We start from the raw sequence: 26,560 nt of genomic DNA on the forward strand, positions 1-26,560 counted from the left end.
AAACGCTTTTCAGGACGGAACATTAAAGAGAGAACGAATGATGTTGGAGGGCTTATTGTGAAAAAAGAATTTGCGGTGATTGGACTTGGCCGTTTTGGCGGCAGTATAGTCAAGACATTGGCTGAAGAGGGATTAGGAGTGCTGGCCATTGATGCAGACGAAGATCGAGTGAATGAATTTGCCAAAATAGCTTCTCATGCCGTAGTAGGGGATACGACAGATGAAAATGTGCTGAGAAACATAGGAATTCGTAATTTTGATCACGTCATCGTAGCGATTGGCGAGAATATTCAAGCAAGTATATTGACGACTCTCATGCTTAAGGAATTGGGTGTCGGAAATGTTACGGTAAAAGCGCAAAATGATTATCATGAGAAGGTTCTTCGTAAAATCGGGGCCGACTTCGTTGTGCACCCCGAACGAGATATGGGGAGAAGGATTGCACATAATATCGTCTCCAATAATATTCTCGATTATTTGGAGCTATCTGATGAACATTCCATCGTCGAAATTGTTGCAAGCCAAAAGATGAATGGAAATTCGATATTTGATCTTGATATCCGCGCCCACTATGGGCTGAATATCGTCGCGATTAAAAGAGGGAACGAAATAAATGTCTCCCCACAGGCAAGCGATTTAATACATAAAGGTGATATATTGATCGTCATCGGAGCGGATTCGGACATCAATCGTTTCGAAAAAAAGATTGTAGAATAAGCAAGCGTCCTGCTAAATTAGTATCAGGCAGCGCTCACTTTCTTTTATCAAAGGAAAACAAAAAGGTTTCGGAATGGTCTCATTCCGAAACCTTTTTGTTTTTTTATTGGTTTTGAAGCAGATACCGAGAATAGCCTGCAGCGAAAATTTTTTTAAGTTCCCTTAAAGTAGTCCAACGCATACGATACTTCTTTTGCGTCTTTAGAATACACGCTCTTTCGTTTCTTTACGTTTCGCATATATGGATTTTACATCTTCATTATGACGCAGATGATCTGCTTCTTCCATAATTCTTGCCAAAAATAGCGTGTCGCCGCTTACTTTCGGAAGCTATCATCAATACCCGATAGAAAATCTGTTCAAACAGGCCAGTATCTTTAAAGCTCCGCCCATTTTTTTTCGCGATCGTAGAGAAAGCAGACCTTTGAATAAATATCTTTCACCAAGTCATGCCCGAAAGCAAGTGCCCTACGTTCCAATCGCCGGTCAAATTTAGTAAACCTAAAAAAACTGTGGACAAACTCAATTATAATCGAGTTTGTCCACAGTCTGAAAACCCAGCCATATGATGGCTGGGTTTTTTGTTTATTGGACTTCCATGATGATCGGTAGGATCATAGGACGGCGTTTAGTTTTTTCATATAGGAATGGAGATAAAGTGTCTGTAATCTCATTTTTAATTTCAGACCATTGAGTAGTTTTGCGATCCATCACTTTATTTAAATGCTTAGTGATCAAGGATTGAGCATCACTGATCAGGTCTCCCGATTCCCTCATATAGACAAATCCGCGTGAGATGATGTCAGGGCCGGACGCAATTTTGAATTCCTTCATATTTATGCTGACAACGACAACCACAAGACCTTCTTCGGAAAGAATCCGACGATCGCGTAAGACGATATTACCGATATCCCCGATGCCGCTTCCATCGATATAAACAGAGCCTGAAGGGATTTTACCAGCAATTTGTGCTGTGTTTTCACTTAAGGAAAGAACTTCACCATTATCCATGATAAAGCAATTTTCTTCCGGGACACCGCAATCGACTGCATGACGGGCATGAAGTTTTTGCATGCGATATTCACCATGGATTGGCATGAAGAATTTTGGCTTTATCAAACGAAGCATTAGTTTTTGTTCCTGCTGTCCGCCATGACCTGAAGTATGAATATCATTCAGTGGCCCTGAAATGACGTCTGCACCTGCACGATATAATTGATTAATCGTTCTGGAAACACTGATTGTATTACCAGGAATAGGTGAAGAAGAAAATACGACTGTATCACCAGGAATGATTTGAATTTGACGGTGAGTCCCATTTGCTATCCTTGACAGTGCTGCCATTGGTTCACCTTGGCTGCCTGTACAAAGGATGGTTACTTTGTTCGCAGGCATACGATTTAATTGCTGTACATCTATAAATGTATCTTTAGGCGCTACGATATAACCAAGGTCTTGGCCAATTGATATGGCGGAATCCATACTGCGGCCAAAAACAGCTATTTTACGGCCATTAGCCACGGCTGCTTCTACAACTTGCTGAAGGCGATGGATGTTCGATGCAAACGTTGCAAAAATGATCCGGCCGTCAACCTTACGGAAAATGTCTTGAATGGTATCGCCGACACGGCTTTCAGACATAGTGAAGTTCTGCACTTCACTATTTGTGCTATCCGAGAGTAAGCACAATACGCCTTCTTTGCCAATTTCAGCCATCTTGGTCAAGTTTGCTGGCTCGCCAACAGGTGTGAAGTCAAATTTAAAATCACCAGTATGGACAATTTGCCCAGGTGGCGTTTTTACAACGATTCCATAAGAATCAGGGATACTGTGAGTTGTGCGGAAGAATGAGACGGAAGTCTTCCGGAACTTGATCACTTCATCTTCACTGATTTCAATCATGGTTGTCTGACGTAAAAGGCCATGTTCTTCCAATTTATTCCGAAGTAATCCAAGTGCAAGCTTCCCGCCGTACACAGGGACATTCACTTTTCTAAGTAAATAAGGAATCCCGCCAATATGGTCTTCATGGCCATGCGTGATGAAAACACCTTTAATTTTATCTACATTTTTCTCTAAATAGCTGTAATCCGGAATCACATAGTCAATACCGAGAAGTTCATCTTCAGGAAATTTAATTCCAGCATCAATGACGATGATCTCATCTTGAAACTGAACAGCATATGTGTTCTTACCGATTTCGCCTAAACCGCCCAGGGCGAATACAGCTGTTTGATCATTTTTTACAAATTTCATAAATTATAGCTCCAATACTTTGTAATCTTCATTTTGTTTTTCATATTCTAAATATGCTCCGGTTACCGGTAGTACAATTTCTACGTTATAAGGTTCTTTTTTTAATTTTAAACGGACGTCACGAACAGATTCACCTTCAACAAACACTGTTTTAGTATTCTCCCTGATGGGAACCTCTGCTATGGTTACTTGATAGTATACCTTAAAAACCATTTTAATCTCTCCTCACTTGTTTGCATTGCTTTTTTCATTATATATAAAAACAACAATTTTTTCATGTTTTTCAACATCATGTAAAAATAAACCCAGCTCCGCCATAAAAACGGAAGGGGTTTTGATGAATTAAATATACCAATGTCTAAAAAAGTATATAAAAAAATAGATGGCAGATATCGGGTATCAATCCAATTATAGCTTCCTCTATCATATATCCTATCCGTTTTTACTATGTGTAAAACTTAAATCGCTAAGAAAAGTTTCTGCAAGCTTCTTTTCATGCGAAAATAGTTTACTCACTTTATCTTATTTAAATGGGATCCTTTTTCGCAGACGATTTCTTTCTTAATTATATAGTACCATTGGGTACAGCGTTTCATGAAAAGACAACGGCTAATAATTTGATGAATTATGTAATCACCTTGCATATCAATGCCAAGATAGAAAGAATGCTTAACAAGAACTTTACAACAAGGAAGAAGCCCTCCGCAAGTTTTTGAAGGGCTGTCCGAAAAAAATTCGCATATGGATGACGGCCATGGCAGGATATGAATGGCAAATCATGCGATAGATTTTTTTCTTAAAAGATCATTCCACTGTTTAACAAGCTTTTTACGAAGCTTTTTTAACATGGCGATCACGCTCCCTTAGTTATTATTGTATAGGATTATTCAATAATGTAAATATGTCTTTACAAGTACTTGGCCCATTTTTGAAAAAAAAGGCACATTCATACCGACAACTGTGATTTCAGAGGCAAGAAGGAGGGGAGAAGTGTAAGATGGAAAACCTGAGTTTTAGTTCTATTAAGAATAGTATATGCTCATTCTTGAATACAAACCGTAACTTTGAGTGGAATTCGGTAGAGTTACTTGACTTATCTTGATGACAATTATTAAATGGGTACATATTAAAAAAGGAAAAATGAATGAATTGGAAGTGAATCGTTAGTGAAAATCGTATTTTTTGATATTGACGGAACATTGCTTGATCATGAAAAAAAGTTACCTGCTTCAACGAAAAAAGCCATTAAGCAATTACAGGATAGCGGGGTTTTCGTAGCGATTGCCACTGGAAGGGCACCGTTTATGTTCGAGTCTTTAAGGGAAGAACTGGGCATCGATACATTCGTTAGTTTCAATGGACAATACGTTGTTTTTGAAGGGAAAGTCGTTTATAAAAACCCTTTGAGCATAACTGAGATAAAAAGGCTCCACGAACATGCTGAAAATAATAAAATACCAATCGTTTTCATGAATGAGGAGACAATGAAATCGAGTGTCCCACATCATAGCAGAATTGAAGAAGCATTAAGCACCTTGAAGTTCCCACACCCTGAACATGTGGCAGACTTTTATGAGGACCATGAAATATACCAGGCCTTATTATTCTGCTCGGAAGATGAAGAAGGGAATTTTGTTGGGAAATATAATGACTTTCACTTTATTAGATGGCATGAATACTCGACGGATGTACTTCCATTCGGGGGTTCAAAAGCTGAAGGCATTAAAATATTAATGGATAAAGTCGGGTTTGCTCTTGAAGATGTTTACGCCTTTGGAGATGGCTTAAATGATATAGAAATGTTAAAAGTAGCGGGATATGGCGTGGCAATGGGGAATGCCGGTCAACTTGTGAAGCAAGAGGCCGACTTTGTAACGAAGGATGTCGATGATGATGGCATACTTTTTGGTTTGAAGGAACTTGAACTGATTTAAATAAAAACTCCCGTCAACCAAAAGACGGGAGTTTTTGTCGCTTATACGTTACCTTTCCACCGCAATGGAATTTTCCGGAACGGCATAGGGTTCTTCCTGATTGATATGATCATAAAACATGATTCCATTAAGATGGTCGATTTCATGTTGAAAGCAAATGGCTGCGGTGCCTTTAAGGCGGAGCTGAACCGAATTTTCTTCCAGGTCCGTACCTACAACCGTTATTCGAGCATAACGTGGTACATAGCCGGAAACGGGGCGATTAACGGAAAGACAGCCTTCTCCGGATGTCAAGTATGCTTTCTCCACTGAATGACTAATGAGTTTTGGGTTGAAAAGTGCATAGCTATACAGTTGATCATCTTTTTCTTTCAAATGGACCGCAATCATCCTTTTTGAAACATTAACCTGTGGTGCAGCCAAGCCTATTCCTGCCCTTAACCCGTATAAAGCAGCAATATCGGGCTTTTGGCTGTTTTGGACGTATTCCATCAAGCTAGCTAAAAGTTGCTTATCTTCATCTGACGCCGGAAGTGGAACCTCCAGCGCGACTTTCCTTAATATCGGATCGTCTTCCTTAACAAAATCATCCATAGTAAGCATAATCTTTCACCCCATAGAAATTCTTATAATATGTATAGGTTATTTTAACAAAAAAAATGCTGAAAGTTAATGGGAGGGATGGAATCGGTCGACAAATTCCTATCCCAGCCATTATTTGTTGAGGTCTTTTAAAAAAAAATAGAAATTTTTTTGTGAATAGGGTAAATAGATAACATTTTCGGGTAAAGGTAAAAGTAATTATCTGTTTAGCAAAAGCAAGCGCCGACAATGATGAGCAGAATGAACAGGACGATGATTAGGGCGAAGCCGCTTCCAAAGCCGCAGCCTCCACCACATTGACCACCGTAACCAAAGCTGGGTTCAACGGAAACCGGATAACAACAATCCTGGTTGTAACCTCCATACATATTTTCATACCTCCGTTTTTGTATTAGTAAAATGTTGACCACTCTGATTTGAAACGGTCCCTACAGCCTATGCAGTATGGTTTAAAGGGTGTAGGCTTGCGCCCAGTAATGAAAAATTCATGTTCGGAATATGATTAGTACAAGTGTCTGTGCTTAAACAGAAATTTAGAGAAATATGAATCTACAAAGAACTATCAGAAGGAGCTGTCTATGTTGAAGCGTTTTGGTCCATATGTTATTTTACTTCTTTTTTTAGCGATCTTGACCGGTTGTTTTAATGGTTCACCGGAAGAAAGAATCCACAAGATCCTAGAGAAAACTGCAGAAAAGGAAAGTGATTTCACCGAGAATCAGGAGCCACTTAATGATTTGGAGAAAAAAGAAAAAGAACAGTATGAGAAAATCATTAAACTTGGCTTGGAAGAGTATGAACAAATCGTCGAGCTTTCAGATGAAGCAACTAAAAATATTGACCAAAGGGAGGAAATAATTGAAAAGGAACAAAGCAGCATGCAATCCTCGAAAGAACAATTTAATAAGATAGATGAACAAATCGGGAAAATAGAGGATGAAAAGGTAAAAAAAGAAGCGACTGAAATGAAAAAGGTCATGAGTGAACGTTATAGCACCTACGACAACTTATATGATGCCTATCAGCAAAGTCTGGCAAATGATCGTGAATTATATGAACTGTTTAAAAAAGAGGATTTGAAAATGGATGAATTACAAGGACAAATCGAGAAAATCAATACTTCCTATACAAAAGTTTTGAAAGCGAATGAGCAATTTAATGCATTAACGGTAAAGTCCAATCAAAAAAAAGAAAGTTTTTATGACAGTTCGGGCATAGAAATGGCTGACTCAACAAAATAATATAAGTAATGATGGGCTGTGATCCTCACTCACAGCCCATTTTTTGTGGATCCAGTTTTCTATAAACTGAAAAATTCTAGAATGATTTTTAAATGCAGATAGCCGAGGGTAAATTTCAGTACCTGTACTAAAAAAAAATGAAAATAGAAAATCTAACAGCAGACTGATATGAAAGCGTTTGAATATTTTTTTAGAATATTATCTTAAAGGCTCAAATGCCTTTAGTTAAAGCGGTTTTGGAATCGATTGGATATGCTGAGGGATTGAAATATTATCTTTATTCATCCATAAATTGAGAAATGGTGGGGGATTAATAGTACAGTTGTAAAATGAAAACTGATACAGAGAAGAAGTATGAGTATTGTAGATTCTCGTAAATCAAAAAAATAAGGAACTCCAAGTGATTGACTTGATGTTAATTCATCTTGTAAACTAAATCTGTAAAAGTTCTTGTATCATTTTCCTTGATTTTTTTTATGGTACAGAATAAGATTGAGACATATTAAGCATATCCACGTTTGAGGGATTGGTCTTAAGGGAAAAATAAAACAATGAATTGTTGAAGAAACTATAAAGCAAACTATTTTTGCTTTAGAGAATAATAATAGCAAACCTTTTTAATGAAAGGATGAGGTGCCAAATGGCTCAAAAAACTAAACAAGCTAAAATTAATGTTCAAGATCAGCTTAAGAAAGTGGAAGAACAATTTGAAACTTTCCAAATTTTAAATGAAGAGGGAGAAGTCGTTAACGAAGCGGCAATGCCTGATTTAAGTGATGAACAACTGCAGGAATTAATGCAACGTATGGTTTATACCCGCATTTTGGATCAACGTTCTATATCACTGAACCGCCAAGGCAGATTAGGGTTCTATGCACCGACTGCCGGTCAAGAAGCTTCTCAGATCGCTTCCCAGTATGCATTGGAAAAAGAGGATTTCATTCTTCCAGGTTACCGTGACGTGCCGCAAATCGTTTGGCATGGCCTGCCGCTTTGGCAAGCATTCTTATTCTCTCGGGGACATTTTAAAGGAAATCAAATTCCTGAAGATGTCAATGTGATTTCCCCTCAAATCATTATCGGTGCTCAATATATCCAAGCTGCCGGAGTGGCACTTGGTATGAAGAAACGCGGAAAAAAAGCTGTAGCAATCACTTATACCGGTGACGGTGGAACCTCACAAGGTGACTTCTATGAGGGAATTAACTTTGCAGGTGCATTTAAAGCGCCAGCTATCTTCATCGTGCAAAATAACCATTTCGCAATCTCAACTCCGGTTGATTTACAATCAGCATCGAAAACATTGGCCCAAAAGGGTGTGGCTGCAGGTATTCCTGGCATCCAAGTTGATGGTATGGATGCATTGGCTGTTTATACAGCAGTTAAAGAAGCGCGTGAACGTGCAATTAATGGTGAAGGCCCTACATTGATTGAAACATTAACTTACCGTTATGGACCACATACGATGGCTGGGGATGACCCGACACGTTACCGTACTTCAGATATGGATAATGAGTGGGAATTAAAAGATCCATTGGTTCGTTTCCGCAAGTTCTTGGAAAACAAAAAACTCTGGAATGAAGAATTAGAGAACGAAACAATAGAAAAAGCAAAAGACGATATTAAAGAAGCAATCAAAAAGGCTGATGCAGAACCTAAGCAAAAGGTTACAGACCTTATTGAAAACATGTATGAAGAAATGCCTTATAACTTAAAAGAACAATATGAAATTTATAAAGAGAAGGAGTCGAAGTAAGCCATGGCTCAATTGACGATGATTCAAGCAATTACAGAAGCATTACGTACAGAACTTAAAAATGACGAGAATGTACTCGTTTTTGGAGAAGATGTTGGTCTTAATGGAGGAGTTTTCCGTGCAACGGAAAATCTTCAAAAAGAATTCGGCGAAGATCGTGTATTTGATACACCTCTAGCTGAATCCGGAATCGGTGGATTAGCTGTCGGTCTTTCCTTGCAAGGTTTCCGTCCTGTTCCTGAAATACAATTCTTCGGTTTCATATATGAAGTAATGGACTCCGTAAGCGGTCAGCTTGCTCGTATGCGCTACCGTTCAGGCGGACGTTACAGTGCGCCGGTTACAATTCGCTCACCTTTTGGAGGCGGAGTGCATACTCCGGAAATGCACGCTGATAGCTTAGAAGGTTTAATGGCTCAGCAACCTGGGTTAAAGGTAGTTATCCCTTCCACTCCTTACGATGCTAAAGGCTTATTGATTTCGGCGATTCGTGATAATGACCCTGTCATTTTCCTTGAGCACATGAAATTGTACCGCTCTTTCCGTCAGGAAGTTCCTGAGGAAGAATATACAATTCCATTAGGAAAAGCGGATGTGAAAAGAGAAGGAACGGATTTATCCATTATTACGTATGGTGCGATGGTACAGGAATCAATCAAGGCAGCTGAAGAATTGGCTAAGGAAGGTCATTCCGTAGAAGTGGTCGACTTACGGACTGTATCTCCATTGGATATTGATACAATCATTGCTTCTGTAGAAAAAACAGGACGCGCAATCGTTGTTCAAGAAGCACAAAAACAAGCTGGTATAGCAGCGAATGTTGTCGCGGAAATTAACGAACGTGCCATTTTGAGCTTGGATGCTCCAGTACTGCGAGTGGCGGCTGCTGATACGGTATTCGCGTTTTCACAAGCTGAAACAGTATGGCTCCCTAATTATAAAGACATTATTGAAACGGCGACTAAAGTCTTGAAGTTTTAACAATCTTAAGCAATGGAATGAATGTCCTGCTTGAGAAAGTAATTTCGCATTAACGGTAATGCAAGATAAAGGACTTTATTCAAAGCACTAAGTATGATTTAATATAGGAGGTTGAACTCAGTGGCATTCCAATTTAGACTCCCTGATATCGGAGAAGGTATACACGAAGGTGAAATAGTGAAATGGTTTGTAAAACCAGGAGATAAGATTCAAGAAGATGACGTGCTTTGCGAGGTTCAAAACGATAAGGCCGTTGTTGAAATCCCATCACCAGTGGAAGGTACCGTTGAAGAAATCCTTGTTCAAGAAGGAACGGTTGCCGTTGTAGGTGATGTACTTGTAACATTCGATGCTCCAGGATATGAAGATCTTCAGTTTAAAGGGGATCATGGAGAAGAAGCGAAGGCAGAGGGTGCTAAGAATACGGAGGCCCAGGTTCAAGCTACAGCTGAAGCTGGACAGGAAGTCAAGAAAGAGGCTGCTCCGGTTCAAGAAAATAGTGCAGAAACGGGCGCGGGATCACAACCACAAGTTGAGGCGGATCCTTCACGACGTATTATCGCCATGCCTTCTGTTAGAAAATATGCACGCGAACAAGGGGTAAATATTCGTGAGATTTCTGGTTCTGGGGATAACGGCCGCATCATGAAAGATGACATCGATGCTTTCAAAAACGGCAAAACGGCTCCACAGCAACCAGCAGCTCAAAGTGAAGCTTCACAACAAACTGATACGGAAAAAACCGAAAAACAAAAAGTTTCAATTCCAGAAGGGCAATATCCTGAAACTCGCGAGAAAATGAGCGGTATGAGAAAAGCGATCGCCAAAGCAATGGTTAAATCCAAACAGACAGCTCCACATGTAACATTAATGGATGAAATCGATGTGACGCTATTGGTTGCTCACCGTAAAAAATTCAAGGGAATTGCTGCAGAAAAAGGAATCAAGCTTACTTTCCTACCTTATGTTGTTAAAGCGTTAACAAGTGCATTGCGTGAATTCCCTATGCTAAACACATCATTTGATGATGAGGCTAGTGAGATTATCCATAAACACTATTACAATATCGGAATTGCTGCAGACACAGACAAAGGGCTGCTCGTTCCAGTTGTAAAAGATGCAGATCGTAAATCAACTTTTGCTATTTCACAAGAAATTAATGAATTAGCGACGAAAGCCCGTGACGGCAAATTGGCTCCTAACGAAATGAAAGGTGCTTCTTGCTCCATTACGAATATCGGTTCCGCAGGCGGTCAATGGTTCACACCTGTAATCAATCATCCAGAAGTTGCCATTCTAGGGATTGGACGCATTGCCGAAAAAGCAATTGTACGCGACGGGGAAATTATCGCCGCTCCAGTTCTGGCATTATCACTGAGCTTTGATCACCGCATGATTGATGGGGCTACTGCTCAGCATGCATTGAATCATATCAAAAAGTTATTGAACGACCCAGAATTATTGTTAATGGAGGCGTAAACAATGGTAGTAGGAGATTTTCCAATCGAAACAGATACTTTAGTGATCGGTTCAGGCCCAGGGGGATATGTTGCCGCAATTCGCGCAGCGCAGCTTGGACAGAAAGTAACGGTCGTTGAAAAAGGAACAATCGGCGGAGTTTGTTTAAATGTAGGCTGTATCCCATCGAAAGCTTTAATTTCGGCAGGACACCGCTTCCATGAAGCTCAGCATTCAGAAGACATGGGTATCTTTGCAGAAAAAGTTACTGTTGATTTTTCTAAAGTACAAGCTTGGAAAGGTACTGTTGTAAAAAAATTAACTGGCGGTGTAAGCAGCCTGTTAAAAGGTAATAATGTTGATGTTGTAACTGGCGAAGCTTACTTCGTTGATGAAAACAGCATCCGTGTTATGAATGAAGACTCAGCGCAAACATATACATTTAAAAACGCAATCATCGCTACTGGTTCATCGCCAATCGAGATTCCGTCATTTAAATATACGAAACGTGTACTTAATTCCACTGGTGCTCTTGCTCTGGAAGAAGTTCCAAGTTCGATCGTGGTAATCGGCGGAGGTTATATTGGTACTGAGCTTGGCGGAGCGTTCGCAAGTTTTGGCACTAAAGTGACCATCCTTGAAGGTACAGAAGAAATTCTTTCTGCAGGCTTTGAAAAACAAATGGCAGCACTTGTTAAACGTAACCTTAAAAACAAGGGCGCTGAAATTGTTACTAAAGCAAATGCTAAAGGCGTGGAAGAAACTGAAACAGGTGTAACCGTTACTTATGAAGTAAAAGGCGAAGAGAAAAAAGTTGAAGCCGATTACGTTTTAGTAACAGTGGGACGTCGTCCTAATACTGCAGAAATCGGTTTGGAACAAGTCGGAATCAAAATGACTGACCGCGGTTTGGTCGAAACGGATAAACAATGCCGTACAAGCGTGAAAAACATTTATGCAATCGGAGATATCGTTTCTGGACCTCAGTTGGCTCATAAAGCTTCTTATGAAGGTAAAATTGCTGCTGAAGCCATTGCAGGACATTCATCTGAAATCGACTATCTTGCTATTCCGGCTGTTGTATTCTCTGAACCGGAACTTGCTTCTGTCGGTTATAATGAAAAAGAAGCGAAGGAAGCTGGAATCGAAGCTCTTGCTTCTAAATTCCCATTCGCTGCAAATGGACGTGCCCTTTCATTAAATAATACGGACGGATTTGTGAAGCTTATCACTCGCAAAGAAGACGGATTGGTTATAGGAGCACAAATTGCAGGACCAAACGCTTCTGATATGATTGCAGAACTTGGTTTAGCTATCGAAGCGGGAATGACTGCCGAAGATATCGCCATGACAATCCATGCACATCCAACATTAGGGGAAATCACAATGGAAGCTGCTGAAGTTGCCCTTGGAACTCCTATTCACATCATTAAGTAATTATTTTTTAAAAAGCGTACTGCAAATGCAGTACGCTTTTTCTTATTTGCCAGATAAAATGAAGGATTACCCCAATTCATAAATTTTTCTTTACACTAGTTAAATGAAAAGGACAAAAAGGGCATAAGCTATAAAAAGGACGTCTTACTTTTTTCCTTGAAAAGGTTTGAATAAGGTAAAAGAGGATAAAAAATAAGAAGAGCGATTTGCTGAACGAATATTTTTTCCAATAAAAAGTTTATTGCTGATATATTCATATTAAAATGGGGTGGATCACTTGAAAAATTATCTGGTAATCCTCTTTCAACTAATCGTTTGGAGTGGGTATACATTAGTTGAATGGCTTTCCGTAAATGATCGATTTGTTTTCAAAGTATTCATGTTTCTGGTCTTCTCTTATTTAGCCATTTACATTGGTAAAATGATTTTAAAATCGAATAAGCGCACCTTGCTTGTTACCGTGATAAGTTTATTGTGTTACGGAATTTTGCAAATCCTATTGGAAACGCTTGTACCGGTTTATTGAAATCTTCGTAAGGTCAACAACGACACAAGAATCCACGGGGGAATTATGATTAACAAAGTATTAGTATTATTTACATTTGTATCATTTTTATTTATGGGCTGCAATGAAACCAATGTCGATCAAACTGAACATGAGAATCAAAAAAGTGTGGAAACGACAACTACCGTCCAAGATGAAAGCCAGCACGAGAAAAATCTGAAAGTAGAAACATCAAAAACAGATGGGGAAATGAATGTTAAGGCAGAATATCGGTTGGACAAAGATGATTGGTCATTTAAACCCATTGGGAATGCAAATCCGAAAGTTGTATTGTTAACCTTTGATGATGCACCTGATAAATATTCGCTAAAGATCGCCAAAACCCTTAAACGACATGAGGTACCTGCGCTTTTTTTCGTGAATGGTCACTTTCTTGAAAATGATGAAAATAAAGCGATGCTAAAAGAAATTCATGAAATGGGTTTTCCTATCGGTAATCATACATATTCTCATGTGAATTTAAAAGAGTTGAGTGAAAAGGAACAAGAGAGGGAAATCGTAAAATTGAACAATTTGGTTGAGGGTATTATCGGGGAACGCCCTAAGTATTTCAGGGCGCCTTTCGGATCGAATACAGATCATTCAATAAAAGCCGCTGAGAAAGAAAAAATGTTGGTCATGAATTGGACATATGGATATGACTGGGAAAAAGAATATCAAGATAAAAAAGCTTTAACTGAAATCATGCGGAACAGCCCTTATTTAGGAAATGGCGCGAACTTACTGATGCATGACCGGAAATGGACGAGTGAAGCGATAGAGGATATCGTGAAAGGATTACAAAAGAAAGGTTATAAGATCCTTGATCCAAAATTAATTGAAACGCCTGCATGAGCTGATTTTCGGCTTCAGCAGGTTTTTTATTTCCTAGGATAGTAATACATCACTCGATTATTGAAGAGATGCAGCTGCGCCCGTAATTTCTTTGCAAGGAACTTGCACAATTCATTTGCTTTTCCTTTATCACCGGATGTTGCTGTTTCTGGGAGTGTGAATTGAATATAGGATTGAATCCGCTCTAATCCATCTTCATCCCTAACGACTTCTTGGTCAACGCCTATCAATATCATATGGTAACGATCCTCATTGGATTGAAGGTATATTGCCTTATCTTTCATTCTTTCAGGTTCTTTCATTTCATATGGAAATGCTTTCTTTTCATAGTCCCAATCCAGTTGCTTTCCGGTTTTCGCAGTGATCATTTGATAATAATTCAGCAATTCTTTAACGTCTTCGATTGTTACTGTCGCTTTCACGGACTCGGGAACAAGTTTGATATAGGCATTTTCAGTCATTTGGAACCCCCTTAGATCTATAGATGTAAGTATATATTAACATTTTATGTTCGTATTATATACTAATCTATATGTAAATTTATAGGTAAAATTCCATTTTCAATTTGCTTGGCTGAGATTGGAATGGCTTAATGTGTAAAAAACAGCCCCGAGAACCCTGTATTTTTTGAATTCAAATGTATTAAATGGGAAAATATATATATGTTATACTTTTTGGCTTGAAATAATAAATGTGTTATATTATAATTCATATGAAGCGGTTACATTACGTTAATAATGCATACAATATAGAGGAAGGGGTTGTAAAAATGGGAACTATCGTATGTCAAACTTGCAATAGCACGATTGAACATTTTGAAGATGAAAAAGTAAGTGTACTTTATACACACAATCACAACTGCCAATGCTGTGACACAGCTGCCTCTGAAAAATAAATGGAAAAAGGAACTTAAAGATAAATAGAATTTAAGGGTGTTTCAGGATTGCAACCTGGAGCACCCTTTTTATAGGGGTTAATAAGGGAGTATTCTTCCGTTTTCGACAAGTGCACTTTGCTCAATTACAATTGAAACAATAGAATGGGCAAAAAAACCAGAGCAGGTATCTGCTCCGGTTTGATGAAATTCAATCAGTTTTTAATGATGCGTAAATATTTTATCTCTGGATCCTCTGGACCTTGAACTGGTAGGCCTGCCTCGATGTTCTTCCGGATGTAATTGATATTATCTTCGGTTATCAGTTCACCGGGTATAAAGATCGGGATTCCCGGCGGGTAAACCATGATGAATTCAGCGCTGATTTTGCCGACGGATTCCTCGATTGGAACCACTTCGGTTTCTGCATAAAAAGCTTCCCTGGGAGATAAAGCCAGTGGCGGTGTATCAGGAAGCAGTACTTCAATTTTTTCATGTTCAGCAGCCATTTCCTTAAACTCATTCGATAAGTCTCTAAGGGCTGCAATCAGCAGGTCCGCTTCTGTTTTTGAGTCCCCCGGTGTTATCAGGCAAAGGATATTGTACAAGTCAGAAAGCTCCACTTCGATATTATGCTTTTCACGAAGCCATTTCTCAACGTCGTACCCGGTAATATTCAATTCCTTAATGGAAATGATCAGTTTTGTCGGATCATAACTAAAGGCTGCCTTACTGCTTAGGATTTCGCTGCCGACACAGTATAGATAAGGAATCTCATTCACGGCCTCACGGATATATCCTGCAAGATTTATGGCTTCATCGATCATTTCCCTGCCTACCGTCGCAAGTTGTCTTCTAGCTGTATCCAGAGAAGCTAGAAGGATATAGGAGGTTGAGGTAGTAGTGAGCATGCTCAAAATTGATTGAACACGATTTGCTGAAACCAGTCCATTCTTAACATTTAATATGGAACTTCCCGTTAGTGAACCGCCCAGTTTATGAACACTCGTAGCAGCCATATCTGCTCCGGCTTGCATGGCTGACATCGGCAAATCCTCATGGAAGTGAATATGGACACCGTGTGCTTCATCTACGAGTACTGGGATTTGGTAGGAATGAGCAACTTCCACTATTTTTTGCAAATCAGCCGAAATGCCGAAATAGGTGGGGTTGATTACAAGCAATCCTTTTGCATCACTATGTTCACTTAAAGTTTTTTCAACGGCATCGATGGTTATTCCGTGTGAAATGCCCAAGTCCTTATCTATTTCAGGATTGATGAAAACGGGAACCGCTCCGGAAAATACAATGGCAGACATTACGGATTTATGCACATTCCTCGGAACGATGATTTTGTCCCCAGGGCCGCAGACTGTCATGACCATCGTCATGATTGCTCCGCTTGTTCCTTGAACGGAAAAGAATGTGTGATCTGCACCAAAAGCTTCAGCGGCAAGATCCTGAGCTTGTTTAATGATGCCCTTTGGCCGATGGAGATCATCGAGTGGTGCTATATTGATTAAATCTATGGATAATGCATTTTCTCCAATAAAATCACGGAAATCAGCGTCCATTCCTTTTCCTTTTTTATGACCTGGAATATGAAATTGAACGGGATTTTTTTTTGCGTGCTGCAATAAGGCAGTGTATAAGGGTGTTTCATTCTGTGACAATTCTTTGTAGCCCCTTTTCAATATAATAGGTACGAAATATTGGGGAGATATACTCCCAAATATTAACGATCGCATGTTTCTCCGATTCCATTCAAATGGTCTTTTGGATAGACATAAAACAAATGAATTATAGCACGTCTTATAATAAATGCCTAGCGTGACTTTAATGTACTGACATAAACAATTTCTAAATTTCTTTGATGTGGGGCCCAATAAAAATAACAGCCGGTTATAATTGTCTATATCCCTAGTATTAACTGGATTGACCCAAGAATTCTTCTTTTATAAATATTGAATGGGTATGAGTTTAAAAATTGAACGGGTAAATTATATTTGCCATAATAAAGCTGTGATATAGATTGCTTATAAATAAAACAAACCATTAAAAAGGGAGATGAGAGTTTGGAGTGGAATACGCGTGTGACCGATTTGTTAGGGATTCAATACCCAATCGTACAAGGGGGACTGGCTCATTTAGCATATGCAGACCTGGCTGCGGCAGTTTCGAATGCAGGGGGGCTAGGGCAGGTAACGGCCATGTCCTTGGACAACCCAGAGCAACTGGTAGATGAAATAAGAAAAACGAAATCAATGACGGATAAACCGTTTGGTGTGAACTTTGCAATCGGTCAGCATGGAAGGCCTTATGAACACATGCTTGAAGCAGCCTTGAAAGAGGATATCGCAGTTGTTTCCGTAACAGGCGGCAACCCTTCACCATTTCTTGATTACGTCAAAGGTACTCAGGTGAAAAAACTGGTGCTTGTTGCTGCAAGAAGACAGGCAGTGAAGGCTGAACAGCTTGGTGCAGATGCAGTGATGGTAGTTGGTCAGGAGGGCGGTGGACATTTAGGCCGTGATGATATTGGAACTTCCGTGTTAATTCCTCAAGTTGTGGATTCCGTTAAAATTCCAGTCATCGCCTCGGGTGGTTTTGGCGATGGGCGCGGTTTGATGTCAGCGTTGGCACTTGGTGCCGATGGAATCGAGATGGGAACACGATTCATAGCAGTCAAGGAGTGTGTTCACGCACATGAATTATATAAAAATGCCTTGGTTTCCGGCACAGAAAATGATACCGTTGTCATTAAGCGGTCCATTGGTGCCCCAGCAAGGGTAATTGCAAATAGCTGGACTGAAAAGATCCTTGAAATAGAAAAAGAAAATGGCGGATATGAGCAACTGAAGGATTACATAAGTGGAAAAGCGAACCAGCGTTATATCCATGATGGTGTTGAAGGTGAAGGGTATGCATGGGCTGGACAAGTGATGGGGCTGATTCATGATGTACCATCGACTGCTGACCTAATCAGCCGGATTATCCACCAGGCGGAAGCAATTCGTTCAAAATGGGCAGACTGATGATGCATGGTCTGCCGGACAGCATGAAAAACTATCTAGAAGGAGCGTGTTTAGGGTATGGATTATCAATATCCAATGGATCTTGATTGGTCTACTGAAGAAATCGTAGATGTGATCAAATTCTTTGAAGCTGTAGAAAAGGCTTATGAAAATAAAATACAAAAGGAAGAATTTATGAAAGCCTACCGAAGGTTCAAGGAAATAGTCCCAGGTAAGGCGGATGAGAAAAAGTATACGGATGAGTTTGAGTCAGTCAGCAACTATTCATCATATCTTGTAATTAAGAAGGCAAAAGGAATAGAAGACGAAGAATGGATAAAAATGAAAAATTAAAAATATAATTTTTAGAGAACTCCATTGACTTACTGAAAAGATTGTTTTAACATAATAATCAAGAAAAAGATAAAGGCAGTGACGAAGAAGAGTACCTTAATGCTGTTCTGCAGAGAGCCAGTGGTTGCTGAAAACTGGTGAACGAATTTAAGCGAATGGACTTCCGAGCCCCAAACCGAAACGGATGGACGGAGTAGGCTTTGGCGATTATCTCATCGTTATTGGAGATAGGCATGTTAATGCCGTAAAGTGAGCTAATTTAGCTAATTAAGGTGGTACCACGGGTTCCTCGTCCTTTGGATGAGGGCCCTTTTTGCGTTTTTATGAAAATGATAATTAAATCTATGAATAAGAGTAGTAATCTTTTTAGATGCGTTACAGAGAGCCGGAATAGGTGGAAACCGGTACGATATAAGAAGATGAATGGACTTATGAGTGGTTTCTTGAACTAAGTAGGGAAACTCGGCTGCCACCGTTAAAGGGTATTGGCAAGAAATTTTGATTTCTTGCTTAAGAGGGAAAAATGATGAGTTTTTCCAACTTGAGGTGGCACCGCGGTATACCGTCCTCTGCAGACACATATTTGTGTTTGCAGGGGATTTTTTTATGGATTTTCAATATACATTGGAGAACAAAAGGGTTTTCATCGGCAGTTAACATGATCGTTTAAGAATCAGGAGGGAATTGGGATGAACAATTTGGATGAAAAAAAAATACTTCGCTTTAAAATGGAAACAATTGAAGGGGATATTCATACACCCATCGCAATATTTCAAAAATTAGATGATGAACAGAAATTTTTATTGGAAAGTTCGAATTCGCATCATGACAACGGCCGCTACTCTTATCTAGGTTCAAACCCATACCTGGAGGTGACTTCACTTGCTGATCAAGTAATTGTGAAAGACCCTGAAACAGGAGACGAATTCGTAAAGGACATCAATATCATCGAGTTTCTAAAAAGTGAATTGTTAGTGGAGATAGGTGAGGCCCCCGTACATCTTCCTCCATTTAATGGAGGCGCGATTGGATATATGGGTTATGATATCATTCGCCTATATGAAAATATTGGCCCGGTGCCTCCTGATTCTCTGCAGATGCCTGATGCACATTTTCTTTTTTTTAAAGAATTGTATATATTCGACCATGTCCTGCAGAAGATTCATCTGTTGACCGCGGAAGAAGATAGTGAAAAAAGTTTATTGGGGATGAAGGAAAAAATCAATCAGGCAAGCAAACCGTCAAAGGAAATATCGTCGGAATATTTGGAATTCAAGTCGAATTTCAGTCAGGATGAATTCGAGAAAATGGTCCTTGAAATTAAAGCGGCGATTGTGGCTGGTGAGGTGTTCCAAGTTGTTTTATCACAACGATTTAAGGCGGACTTCGATGGGGAGCCTTTCGATGCCTACCGTCGTCTGCGATTAGCTAACCCATCTCCTTATATGTTTTATATTGAATTTGGTGAATATACCATTATCGGGTCGTCTCCAGAAAGTTTGATCAATGTTTCATCAGGAATGGTTCATGTTAATCCCATTGCCGGTACACGGCCGAGAGGGAAAACGGATGAAGAAGATAAAGGCTTCGAAAAAAGCCTGCTGATGGATGAAAAGGAACTTGCCGAGCATAAGATGCTTGTTGATTTGGGTAGGAATGATCTTGGCAGGGTTTGCGAAATCGGTTCAATCCACCTTACCGAGGAAATGGAAATTCAAAGATATCAGCATGTCATGCATATTGCTTCAAAGGTTAGCGGAAAGCTTAGGGAAGGGTTCACGAGTTTAGATGCGCTGACGGTCTGCCTCCCTGCTGGGACAGTTTCGGGTGCTCCTAAAATCAGGGCAATGGAGCTGATTAATGAACTGGAAAATTGTAAACGCGGGATGTATTCGGGATCGATAGGATTCATAGGTTTTGGAGGGGATCTTGATATGGCTTTAGCCATTCGGACGATGATCATAAAAGATGGCAAGGCATATGTACAGGCAGGAGCAGGTATTGTATATGATTCAGATCCAAAAACGGAATATGAAGAAACACAAAATAAAGCACGCGCTCTTATGGAGGTTCACACAAAATGATTTTATTAATTGATAACTATGACTCTTTTACTTACAACTTATACCAATATTTAGGAGAAGTAGAAAATGAAATCTTAGTAAAAAGGAATGACGAAATCACTCTTGCTGAAATTGAGGAATTGAATCCAATGGCAATCGTCATTTCTCCGGGACCTGGCCGGCCGGAAGATGCCGGTATCAGTATGGAGATCATCCGTAATTTTTATGAAAAGGTCCCGCTTTTAGGCATATGTTTGGGGCATCAAGCAATTGGTGCGGTTTTTGGTGCGAATGTGGTTGGGGCAAAACATATCATGCACGGGAAAACATCGGTTATCAAGCATGAGGGAACAGGGGTATTTGCCAAACAGGACTTAGAATTCCCGGTAATGCGATATCATTCCCTCGTAGTTGAAAGGGCGAGTTTGCCAAAGGAACTGACTGTGACGGCAGTAGCATTGGATGATGGGGAAATCATGGCTCTAAAACATCAAGATTACCCGCTATACGGTTTACAATTCCACCCTGAATCAATAGGGACGAAAATCGGCAAGGAATTATTACATCAATTTTATAAGATTGCCGGAACCTTCCAATCAGGGAAGGAAAAATCCGTTTTATAAAAAACGACTGGGGGAGTTAGCGGTGAAGGAGTATTTAGCGAAGTTAGCAGAGCGTCAAACATTGACGGAAGAAGAGATGAGCAGAGCAGCCCAAGCGTTATTTTCTAAAGATATCACCGAAAGCGAAATTTCAGCTTTCATCATAGCCCTAAAATCCAAAGGGGAAACGGCAGGTGAAATAGCAAGCCTTGTCCGAGTCATGAGAAAAGAAGCAAGAAGTGTGCAAACAAGCTCCCTTAATGTAATGGATAATTGCGGGACGGGAGGAGATGGATCACAAAGCTTCAATATAAGTACCGCATCGGCTTTTGTATTGGCAGGGGCAGGTGTCAAGGTTGCCAAACATGGAAACCGCAGCATTTCAAGTAAAACGGGCAGTGCGGATGTATTGGAAGAGCTAGGTGTTAATTTGTACTTGGAGCCTTACATGTTAAAAGAACTGTTGGAGGAAAATGGGATCACATTCCTATTTGCACCATCCGTACACCCTAATATTGCACGAATCATGAAAGTCAGAAAAGAATTGAAAATCCCGACAATATTTAATCTTATCGGACCTTTGACAAACCCAGTCCAACTTGACACTCAATTATTGGGAATTCATCGACGCGATATGCTCGAGCTATTTGCGGAAGTCCTGCATAAATTAGGCAGGACACGTGCGGTCGTGATCAATGGTGCCGGTTTTATGGATGAAGCAAGCCTCCAGGGTGAAAATTCACTTGTGCTGATGGAACAAGGGGAGATTATCCCATTTACGCTGCATCCTGAAGAAGTGGATCTGCCGGTTTACGGAAATGATGCCATCCGTGGAGGTGACGCCAAACAAAATGCCGATATTATGCTCCGCCTTCTTAAAGGGGAAAAAGGGGCCTATCGTGATACCGTTTTATTGAATGCTGGATTGGGATTATACGCACATGGTACGGCAGCAACGATCAAAAAAGGAATCTCCATGGCCAAAGAAAGCATTGATAGCGGATCGGCTCTTGAAAAGTTAGAAAATCTGATTGCTTATGGCAAAAGAAATAAGGTGGTCATGTAAATGGAAAATATTTTAACGAAAATCATCGAACAGAAAAAGGTCGAAGTAGCAAAATTAAAAAAAGAAATGGATTTAGATGATTCGGTAATGATCAACATAGTCAGACCATCTCTGGTGGAAAATTTGAAAATGGCAAAATCAATGGCGGTTATCGCTGAAATAAAACGGGCGTCCCCTTCAAAAGGGGACATTAAAATCAATGTAAATCCAATCGAGCAGGCTCTTTCATATGAAAGGGGAGGAGCTGCAGCGATATCCGTATTGACGGATGAGGTTTTCTTTAAAGGATCCATTGCCGATTTGAGAAACGTAAGCGAAGCCATACGGATTCCCAGGTTGTGCAAAGATTTCATCATCGATGAAATCCAAATCGATCGTGCCTATCAAAGTGGTGCAACCATCATTCTATTAATTGTCGCAGCACTTTCTAAAGGACGCCTTCATGAATTATATCAATATGCAAAAAATAAAGGGCTTGAAGTATTAACAGAAGTCCATGATGAAGCCGAACTGGAACGAGCGCTCGAACTAAACGCAGAGCTCATAGGGATCAACAATCGGAATCTAAAGACCTTCAAAGTGGATTTGGCTGTAACGGAACGACTGGCGAATTTACTTGATCCAAAAAGCCACATCATTATCAGTGAAAGTGGAATCAAGACAAAAGAAGACGTAATGCGTGTGAAGGAAGCTGGTGCAAAAGGGATTTTAGTCGGGGAGACGCTTATGACTTCATCAAATCTTCCACATACGATGGCAGAACTGCAAATGAGTATATAAGGAGATTAATATGTTAGTGAAAATCTGTGGGATTAAGACATTGGCAGCTGCTCAGACTGCTGTTAAATCCGGGGCAGACTTTATTGGATTCATTTTTGCCGAGAGTAGCAGGAAAGTCGAGCCGGATTTAGTAGGTGAATTCGGAGCTAATCTACCTGGACATGTGAAAAAAGTCGGAGTGTTTGCCAATCAAACTGAACAAGAAGTGATAAAAAGTGCTGAAATTGCAGGGTTGGATTATATTCAGCTTCATGGCAACGAGTCTGCCAGTTTCGCCCGCAGAATGCCCCTACCGGTGATAAAGGCCTTTGCAATCGAATCAGAGCAAGACCTTGAAAACCTTCATCAGTACCCAGCAGATTTTATTTTAGTGGATCTACCTAAAGGTTCATCTGGTAAGGGGCAGACTTTGGACTGGGAAATGATCCGAAAAGCGGATCTGCCAAGGGGAAAGGTGATTCTAGCGGGTGGGCTGACTCCTGGAAATGTCGGAAAAGCGATCAGTGCCGTTTCACCATTCGCAGTTGACGTAGCTAGTGGTGTTGAAACAAACGGATTAAAAGATGCTGTAAAAATAAAAGCATTTATAAATGAGGCGAAATATACAGCCGGAAAAGAGGAATGAATAGATGAGTACTTATACACAGCCTGATAAAACTGGACATTTTGGAGCGTATGGAGGCCGTTTCGTTCCGGAAACTTTAATGTCGGCGATTATGGAGCTTGAAGATGCATATGAACAATCTAAAAAGGATCCGGAATTCCAAAAACAGCTAAACTATTACCTGAAACAATATATCGGTCGTGAAACACCACTTTATTTTGCGGAGAACTTAACGAAACTAGCGGGTGGTGCAGATATTTATCTGAAGCGTGAGGACTTGAATCATACCGGAGCCCACAAAATTAATAATACGATCGGTCAGGCTTTGCTGACTCAGAAAATGGGCAAGAAAAAGGTGATTGCCGAAACGGGTGCAGGTCAGCATGGCGTTGCAACTGCGACTGTGTGCGCTTTGCTGAAGTTGGAATGCATCATTTTTATGGGAGAAGAAGATATCAGGAGACAGAAATTGAATGTGTTCAGGATGGAGCTTTTGGGAGCCAAGGTCATATCTGTATCACAAGGAAGCGGGACACTGAAGGATGCAGTGAATGAGGCGTTACGTTATTGGGTTGCGAACGTGGATGACACCCATTATATAATGGGATCAGTACTTGGACCGCATCCATTCCCCGTTATTGTACGAGATTTTCAAAGTGTGATAGGGAATGAAACAAAGCGTCAGTATTCGGAGACTGTTCATTCCCTTCCGGATGCAGTAGTCGCTTGCATAGGTGGAGGCAGTAATGCCATGGGAATGTTCTATCCCTTCATTGAGGATGAAACGGTAAAATTATATGGAGTGGAAGCGGCAGGTCATGGACTGGAAACACCATTACATGCTTCAAGTTTGACGAAGGGGAAACCTGGGGTGCTCCACGGGGCATTCATGTATGTATTGCAGAACGAGGACGGTCAGATCCAGGAGGCACATTCAATTTCAGCAGGGTTGGATTATCCGGGGGTAGGGCCTGAACATAGTTATTTAAAGGATACCAATCGGGTGGTGTATACTTCCGTAACCGATGATGAAGCATTGGAAGCTCTAGTGATGCTTTCAAGGGAAGAAGGGATCATCCCTGCTTTGGAAAGTTCACATGCCATTTCCTATGGTTTAAAACTTGCTAAACAAATGGAGAAAGGAACAGGACTGGTGATTTGCCTGTCTGGCCGTGGTGATAAGGATGTAGAAACAGTCCAATCATTAATAGGGGGTAGTGAACATGAATAAATTGACAAAAGCGCTTGAAGAATGTCAAGTAAAGCAGGAAAAAGCATTCATTCCTTATATTATGGCAGGTGATGGCGGTCTTGAACGCTTAAGGAGCCAGCTTCTTTTCCTTGAAAGCAACGGGGCGACAGCTGTTGAACTAGGAATACCATTCTCTGACCCTGTCGCAGATGGACCGGTTATCCAACAGGCTGGCATCCGTTCTTTGAATAATGGAACAACGTTAAAAGATGTCCTGAAAAAAGTTATGGAAATCAAAGATGATGTGAACATTCCAATTATTTTAATGGGTTATTCGAATTCAATCCTGGCATATGGACTTAAAGAGTTTACGGATGATTGTCTTCAAGCAGGAATTTCCGGGTGCATCATCCCCGATTTACCGATTGAAGAAGAAGCCATCTTTTCATCAATCAAAACTGCAGGGATCGTTCTTATTCGACTTGTGACACTGACGTCTTCGAAAGAACGTATCACCGAGATTACCGCAGGGGCTGAGGGTTTTATCTACGCAGTTACAGTCAAAGGCATTACAGGCGCCCGTGAAGCCTTCGGGGAAGAAGTTGGAGGCTATTTAAAGAAGGTAAAAGAGCTAAGTCCCGTTCCCGTTCTTGCTGGGTTCGGCATATCGACGCCAGATCATGTCCGTGATGCAATGCAATACTGCGATGGTGTCATTGTAGGCAGCAAGATCATCGAATGCTTTGAAACAGGTAAAGAAGATCAAATTAGTGACTTGATACAAGCTAGTAAAGGGTTAGTGCGTAAATAAGGAAAGGAGGGCCTTCAGGGCTCTCCTTTTTTCTTAATCAATTTAATTCCGATAATTCACCTGAATACTGATCAAAGGTGTTTAATTTAATTTATATAAGGGTAAAAGATGTTCAAACGCATCTTGAATGGTTTGAATGAAATCATTATCATTTAACTTAATCGCGTCATCACGGGAAATTCTTATGCCGCATAGGATTTCGGCTTTCTTTACAGTTTGCAGGCGAGTGAACATTGAATTTAAATCATCGACTCCAAGACCATCGTGAGGAATGACATCAGGTTTTGTATGGTCCATTGACCAAACATAATGGGTGGGAATGCTATTCACTAACCGAGCCGCCTGCTGCTCAAGATGCTTTCCGATTTCAATTTTATTAGGTGCTTCATAAATGACGGCGTACCAAATGAACATATGTGTTTCCCACAACCCAATTTGGAAATGCGGCATCATTTTATAACCTCTGTTGTTGGCAGCGAAAGCAACCCATGTATCATTAGGAGGATTCACTTTCCGTCTGGCATGCTTTGCGACGTGAGGGTACATTTCATCGCCCGTCAAAACTGACAGTTGTTGTGAAAATTGCTCTCCAAGAGCTTGTAGTTTAGGCTGGATATGTTCTTTTAAAGCATCCATTCGGGGTTCCAATCCATCAATTTTAAAAACATTAAAATCATCAGCTGTAAAACTAGCTATATTCATAATCATCTCTCCTACCGTAATATCTGCACATATTGTAGCATAAGTAAAAGTGAAATTTAAAAAATATGATTTGGATGGGCACTGCAAAATTCCTTATAGGTTAAAGCACAAATTAGTTGCTATTTGTGGTAGGAAGTCATATGATAAAATAAAATAAATTCAGAAGATTAAGTTAATTGATGAAGGGAGAATGTTAATTATGAAACAAGTCATGAACCAAGCATTAAAAGCTAAAGAAGTTGAAAGACATAGAGCTGCAGTGTTAAGAATGGAAATGGACTATGAATTAGCAACCCTTTTTGAAGCAATTGGTGAAGAGAATGACCAAAAGAGGTCACAATGTAAGCAAAGGCTTGAACGCATCCGGTTGGAACTGTTGAAACTGAAAGCCTTGTAATGATTGGCTGCATAGATCTTGAAGGAGAATGAGTGAAAGAAATGAATCAATTTCAATACAAGGAATTTTATTATAGATGAACGGACACTTATTTTATTTAAAAAATAATGTGTCCGTTTTTCATTAAATGTCCAATATATATAAGGCCGCGTATTTTTTATCAAGCATCATTGGGGCGGCTCCATTTAATAAGGAAGGGAACCGGTAGAGTGATTTGAAAGTATTTGTACTGGCTTATTCATGATTGGGAAATCGTAATGGATGGGTGAGGAAGATAACCATCATTCCTCATTTTTGTTTTAATAATGGAAAATTTAAG

At 40.1% G+C, this 26,560-nt stretch carries 25 protein-coding genes, 4 pseudogenes and 2 other annotated features; of the genes and pseudogenes, 21 read left to right on the top strand and 8 right to left on the bottom strand.

The window, feature by feature from the left end; all coding sequences use genetic code 11:
• Positions 1-57: 57 nt before the first annotated feature.
• On the top strand, positions 58-717 hold the full coding sequence (locus SB775_RS00270; RefSeq protein ID WP_089362376.1) for a potassium channel family protein: 660 nt from the start codon (positions 58-60) through the stop codon (positions 715-717).
• Positions 718-862: 145 nt separating this feature from the next.
• Here SB775_RS00270 and SB775_RS00275 read toward each other — a convergent pair.
• From SB775_RS00275 to SB775_RS00285, 3 genes and pseudogenes are all read right to left on the bottom strand, one after another.
• Positions 863-1,005, bottom strand: a pseudogene (locus SB775_RS00275) (transposase); the annotation flags it as partial.
• 297 nt (positions 1,006-1,302) lie between these two features.
• The gene (gene rnjA / locus SB775_RS00280; RefSeq protein WP_061462260.1) at positions 1,303-2,973 is read right to left on the bottom strand and encodes a ribonuclease J1; all 1,671 of its coding nucleotides are present in this window, start codon (positions 2,971-2,973) and stop codon (positions 1,303-1,305) included.
• 3 nt (positions 2,974-2,976) lie between these two features.
• Positions 2,977-3,186: a DNA-dependent RNA polymerase subunit epsilon gene (locus SB775_RS00285; RefSeq protein WP_061462261.1), complete on the bottom strand. Its 210-nt coding sequence runs from the start codon at positions 3,184-3,186 to the stop codon at positions 2,977-2,979.
• A 953-nt stretch (positions 3,187-4,139) separates the two neighbouring features.
• Between SB775_RS00285 and SB775_RS00290 the strand changes: the two genes are divergently transcribed.
• Complete coding sequence (locus SB775_RS00290; RefSeq protein ID WP_377382651.1) at positions 4,140-4,907, top strand: Cof-type HAD-IIB family hydrolase; 768 nt, start codon at positions 4,140-4,142, stop codon at positions 4,905-4,907.
• A 48-nt stretch (positions 4,908-4,955) separates the two neighbouring features.
• Here the strand turns inward: SB775_RS00290 and def are convergent, their stop codons facing one another.
• Together def and SB775_RS00300 are read right to left on the bottom strand one after the other, a co-directional pair.
• Positions 4,956-5,510, bottom strand: a complete 555-nt coding sequence (def, locus tag SB775_RS00295) for a peptide deformylase (protein ID WP_061462263.1) — start codon at positions 5,508-5,510, stop codon at positions 4,956-4,958.
• 206 nt (positions 5,511-5,716) lie between these two features.
• Positions 5,717-5,821 (bottom strand): annotated as a pseudogene (locus SB775_RS00300) (YjcZ family sporulation protein); the annotation flags it as partial.
• Positions 5,822-6,088: 267 nt separating this feature from the next.
• On the opposite strand from SB775_RS00300, the gene SB775_RS00305 reads away from it, so the two are divergent.
• From SB775_RS00305 to SB775_RS00340, 8 genes and pseudogenes are all read left to right on the top strand, one after another.
• Complete coding sequence (locus SB775_RS00305) at positions 6,089-6,751, top strand: YkyA family protein (protein ID WP_061462264.1); 663 nt, start codon at positions 6,089-6,091, stop codon at positions 6,749-6,751.
• 640 nt (positions 6,752-7,391) lie between these two features.
• Positions 7,392-8,507: a pyruvate dehydrogenase (acetyl-transferring) E1 component subunit alpha gene (gene pdhA / locus SB775_RS00310; RefSeq protein WP_061462265.1), complete on the top strand. Its 1,116-nt coding sequence runs from the start codon at positions 7,392-7,394 to the stop codon at positions 8,505-8,507.
• A 3-nt stretch (positions 8,508-8,510) separates the two neighbouring features.
• Positions 8,511-9,488 carry an alpha-ketoacid dehydrogenase subunit beta gene (locus tag SB775_RS00315; RefSeq protein ID WP_061462266.1) on the top strand — a complete coding sequence of 326 codons (978 nt, stop codon included), beginning with the start codon at positions 8,511-8,513 and terminating at the stop codon, positions 9,486-9,488.
• Between the two features lie 177 nt (positions 9,489-9,665).
• Positions 9,666-9,773, top strand: a pseudogene (locus SB775_RS00320) (biotin/lipoyl-containing protein); the annotation flags it as partial.
• Between the two features lie 243 nt (positions 9,774-10,016).
• Positions 10,017-10,967, top strand: a pseudogene (locus SB775_RS00325) (dihydrolipoamide acetyltransferase family protein); the annotation flags it as partial.
• A gap of 3 nt (positions 10,968-10,970) precedes the next feature.
• On the top strand, positions 10,971-12,383 hold the full coding sequence (gene lpdA / locus SB775_RS00330; RefSeq protein WP_061462268.1) for a dihydrolipoyl dehydrogenase: 1,413 nt from the start codon (positions 10,971-10,973) through the stop codon (positions 12,381-12,383).
• 268 nt (positions 12,384-12,651) lie between these two features.
• Positions 12,652-12,909, top strand: coding sequence for a hypothetical protein (locus SB775_RS00335; RefSeq protein ID WP_309145510.1), 258 nt, complete (start codon positions 12,652-12,654; stop codon positions 12,907-12,909).
• Positions 12,910-12,954: 45 nt separating this feature from the next.
• Positions 12,955-13,782 (top strand): polysaccharide deacetylase family protein, encoded by an 828-nt coding sequence (locus SB775_RS00340; RefSeq protein WP_410860214.1) that lies wholly within the window; start codon positions 12,955-12,957, stop codon positions 13,780-13,782.
• A 26-nt stretch (positions 13,783-13,808) separates the two neighbouring features.
• Here SB775_RS00340 and SB775_RS00345 read toward each other — a convergent pair whose 3' ends face one another.
• A complete protein-coding gene (locus SB775_RS00345) occupies positions 13,809-14,243 on the bottom strand; it encodes a DUF1885 family protein (protein ID WP_061462270.1) in 435 nt (144 codons plus the stop codon).
• 308 nt (positions 14,244-14,551) lie between these two features.
• Between SB775_RS00345 and SB775_RS00350 the strand changes: the two genes are divergently transcribed.
• Positions 14,552-14,677, top strand: a complete 126-nt coding sequence (locus SB775_RS00350; RefSeq protein WP_081108747.1) for a GapA-binding peptide SR1P — start codon at positions 14,552-14,554, stop codon at positions 14,675-14,677.
• A gap of 194 nt (positions 14,678-14,871) precedes the next feature.
• Here SB775_RS00350 and SB775_RS00355 read toward each other — a convergent pair whose 3' ends face one another.
• On the bottom strand, positions 14,872-16,329 hold the full coding sequence (locus SB775_RS00355) for an aminotransferase class I/II-fold pyridoxal phosphate-dependent enzyme (protein ID WP_317776715.1): 1,458 nt from the start codon (positions 16,327-16,329) through the stop codon (positions 14,872-14,874).
• A 402-nt stretch (positions 16,330-16,731) separates the two neighbouring features.
• On the opposite strand from SB775_RS00355, the gene SB775_RS00360 reads away from it, so the two are divergent.
• From SB775_RS00360 to trpA, 9 genes are all read left to right on the top strand, one after another.
• Entirely contained in the window at positions 16,732-17,691 is a 960-nt protein-coding gene (locus SB775_RS00360) for an NAD(P)H-dependent flavin oxidoreductase (RefSeq protein ID WP_089362380.1), read from the top strand.
• Between the two features lie 57 nt (positions 17,692-17,748).
• A complete protein-coding gene (locus SB775_RS00365; protein WP_410860215.1) occupies positions 17,749-18,024 on the top strand; it encodes a UPF0223 family protein in 276 nt (91 codons plus the stop codon).
• 69 nt (positions 18,025-18,093) lie between these two features.
• Positions 18,094-18,324 (top strand) — a binding site (T-box leader).
• A gap of 35 nt (positions 18,325-18,359) precedes the next feature.
• Positions 18,360-18,597: a binding site (T-box leader), on the top strand.
• A gap of 116 nt (positions 18,598-18,713) precedes the next feature.
• The gene (gene trpE / locus SB775_RS00370; RefSeq protein WP_410860216.1) at positions 18,714-20,108 is read left to right on the top strand and encodes an anthranilate synthase component I; all 1,395 of its coding nucleotides are present in this window, start codon (positions 18,714-18,716) and stop codon (positions 20,106-20,108) included.
• A complete protein-coding gene (locus tag SB775_RS00375) occupies positions 20,105-20,710 on the top strand; it encodes an anthranilate synthase component II (RefSeq protein WP_061462275.1) in 606 nt (201 codons plus the stop codon). The genes trpE and SB775_RS00375 overlap by 4 nt, the downstream gene beginning before the upstream one ends.
• Positions 20,711-20,732: 22 nt before the next feature.
• The gene (gene trpD, locus SB775_RS00380; RefSeq protein ID WP_410860218.1) at positions 20,733-21,755 is read left to right on the top strand and encodes an anthranilate phosphoribosyltransferase; all 1,023 of its coding nucleotides are present in this window, start codon (positions 20,733-20,735) and stop codon (positions 21,753-21,755) included.
• Positions 21,756-22,535, top strand: coding sequence for an indole-3-glycerol phosphate synthase TrpC (trpC, locus tag SB775_RS00385; RefSeq protein ID WP_061462277.1), 780 nt, complete (start codon positions 21,756-21,758; stop codon positions 22,533-22,535).
• A 10-nt stretch (positions 22,536-22,545) separates the two neighbouring features.
• Positions 22,546-23,160: a phosphoribosylanthranilate isomerase gene (locus SB775_RS00390; protein WP_410860220.1), complete on the top strand. Its 615-nt coding sequence runs from the start codon at positions 22,546-22,548 to the stop codon at positions 23,158-23,160.
• Between the two features lie 4 nt (positions 23,161-23,164).
• Positions 23,165-24,370, top strand: a complete 1,206-nt coding sequence (gene trpB / locus SB775_RS00395) for a tryptophan synthase subunit beta (protein WP_089362383.1) — start codon at positions 23,165-23,167, stop codon at positions 24,368-24,370.
• Positions 24,363-25,142, top strand: coding sequence for a tryptophan synthase subunit alpha (trpA, locus tag SB775_RS00400; RefSeq protein WP_410860221.1), 780 nt, complete (start codon positions 24,363-24,365; stop codon positions 25,140-25,142). Before trpB ends, trpA begins: the two co-directional genes overlap by 8 nt.
• Positions 25,143-25,223: 81 nt before the next feature.
• Here the strand turns inward: trpA and SB775_RS00405 are convergent, their stop codons facing one another.
• The gene (locus SB775_RS00405; protein ID WP_410860222.1) at positions 25,224-25,844 is read right to left on the bottom strand and encodes a YktB family protein; all 621 of its coding nucleotides are present in this window, start codon (positions 25,842-25,844) and stop codon (positions 25,224-25,226) included.
• A 199-nt stretch (positions 25,845-26,043) separates the two neighbouring features.
• Here SB775_RS00405 and SB775_RS00410 point away from each other — a divergent pair, with 199 nt between their 5' ends.
• Positions 26,044-26,241 carry a hypothetical protein gene (locus SB775_RS00410; RefSeq protein WP_034314018.1) on the top strand — a complete coding sequence of 66 codons (198 nt, stop codon included), beginning with the start codon at positions 26,044-26,046 and terminating at the stop codon, positions 26,239-26,241.
• Positions 26,242-26,560 lie beyond the last annotated feature (319 nt).

Source organism: Peribacillus sp. SIMBA_075, from assembly GCF_046534585.1.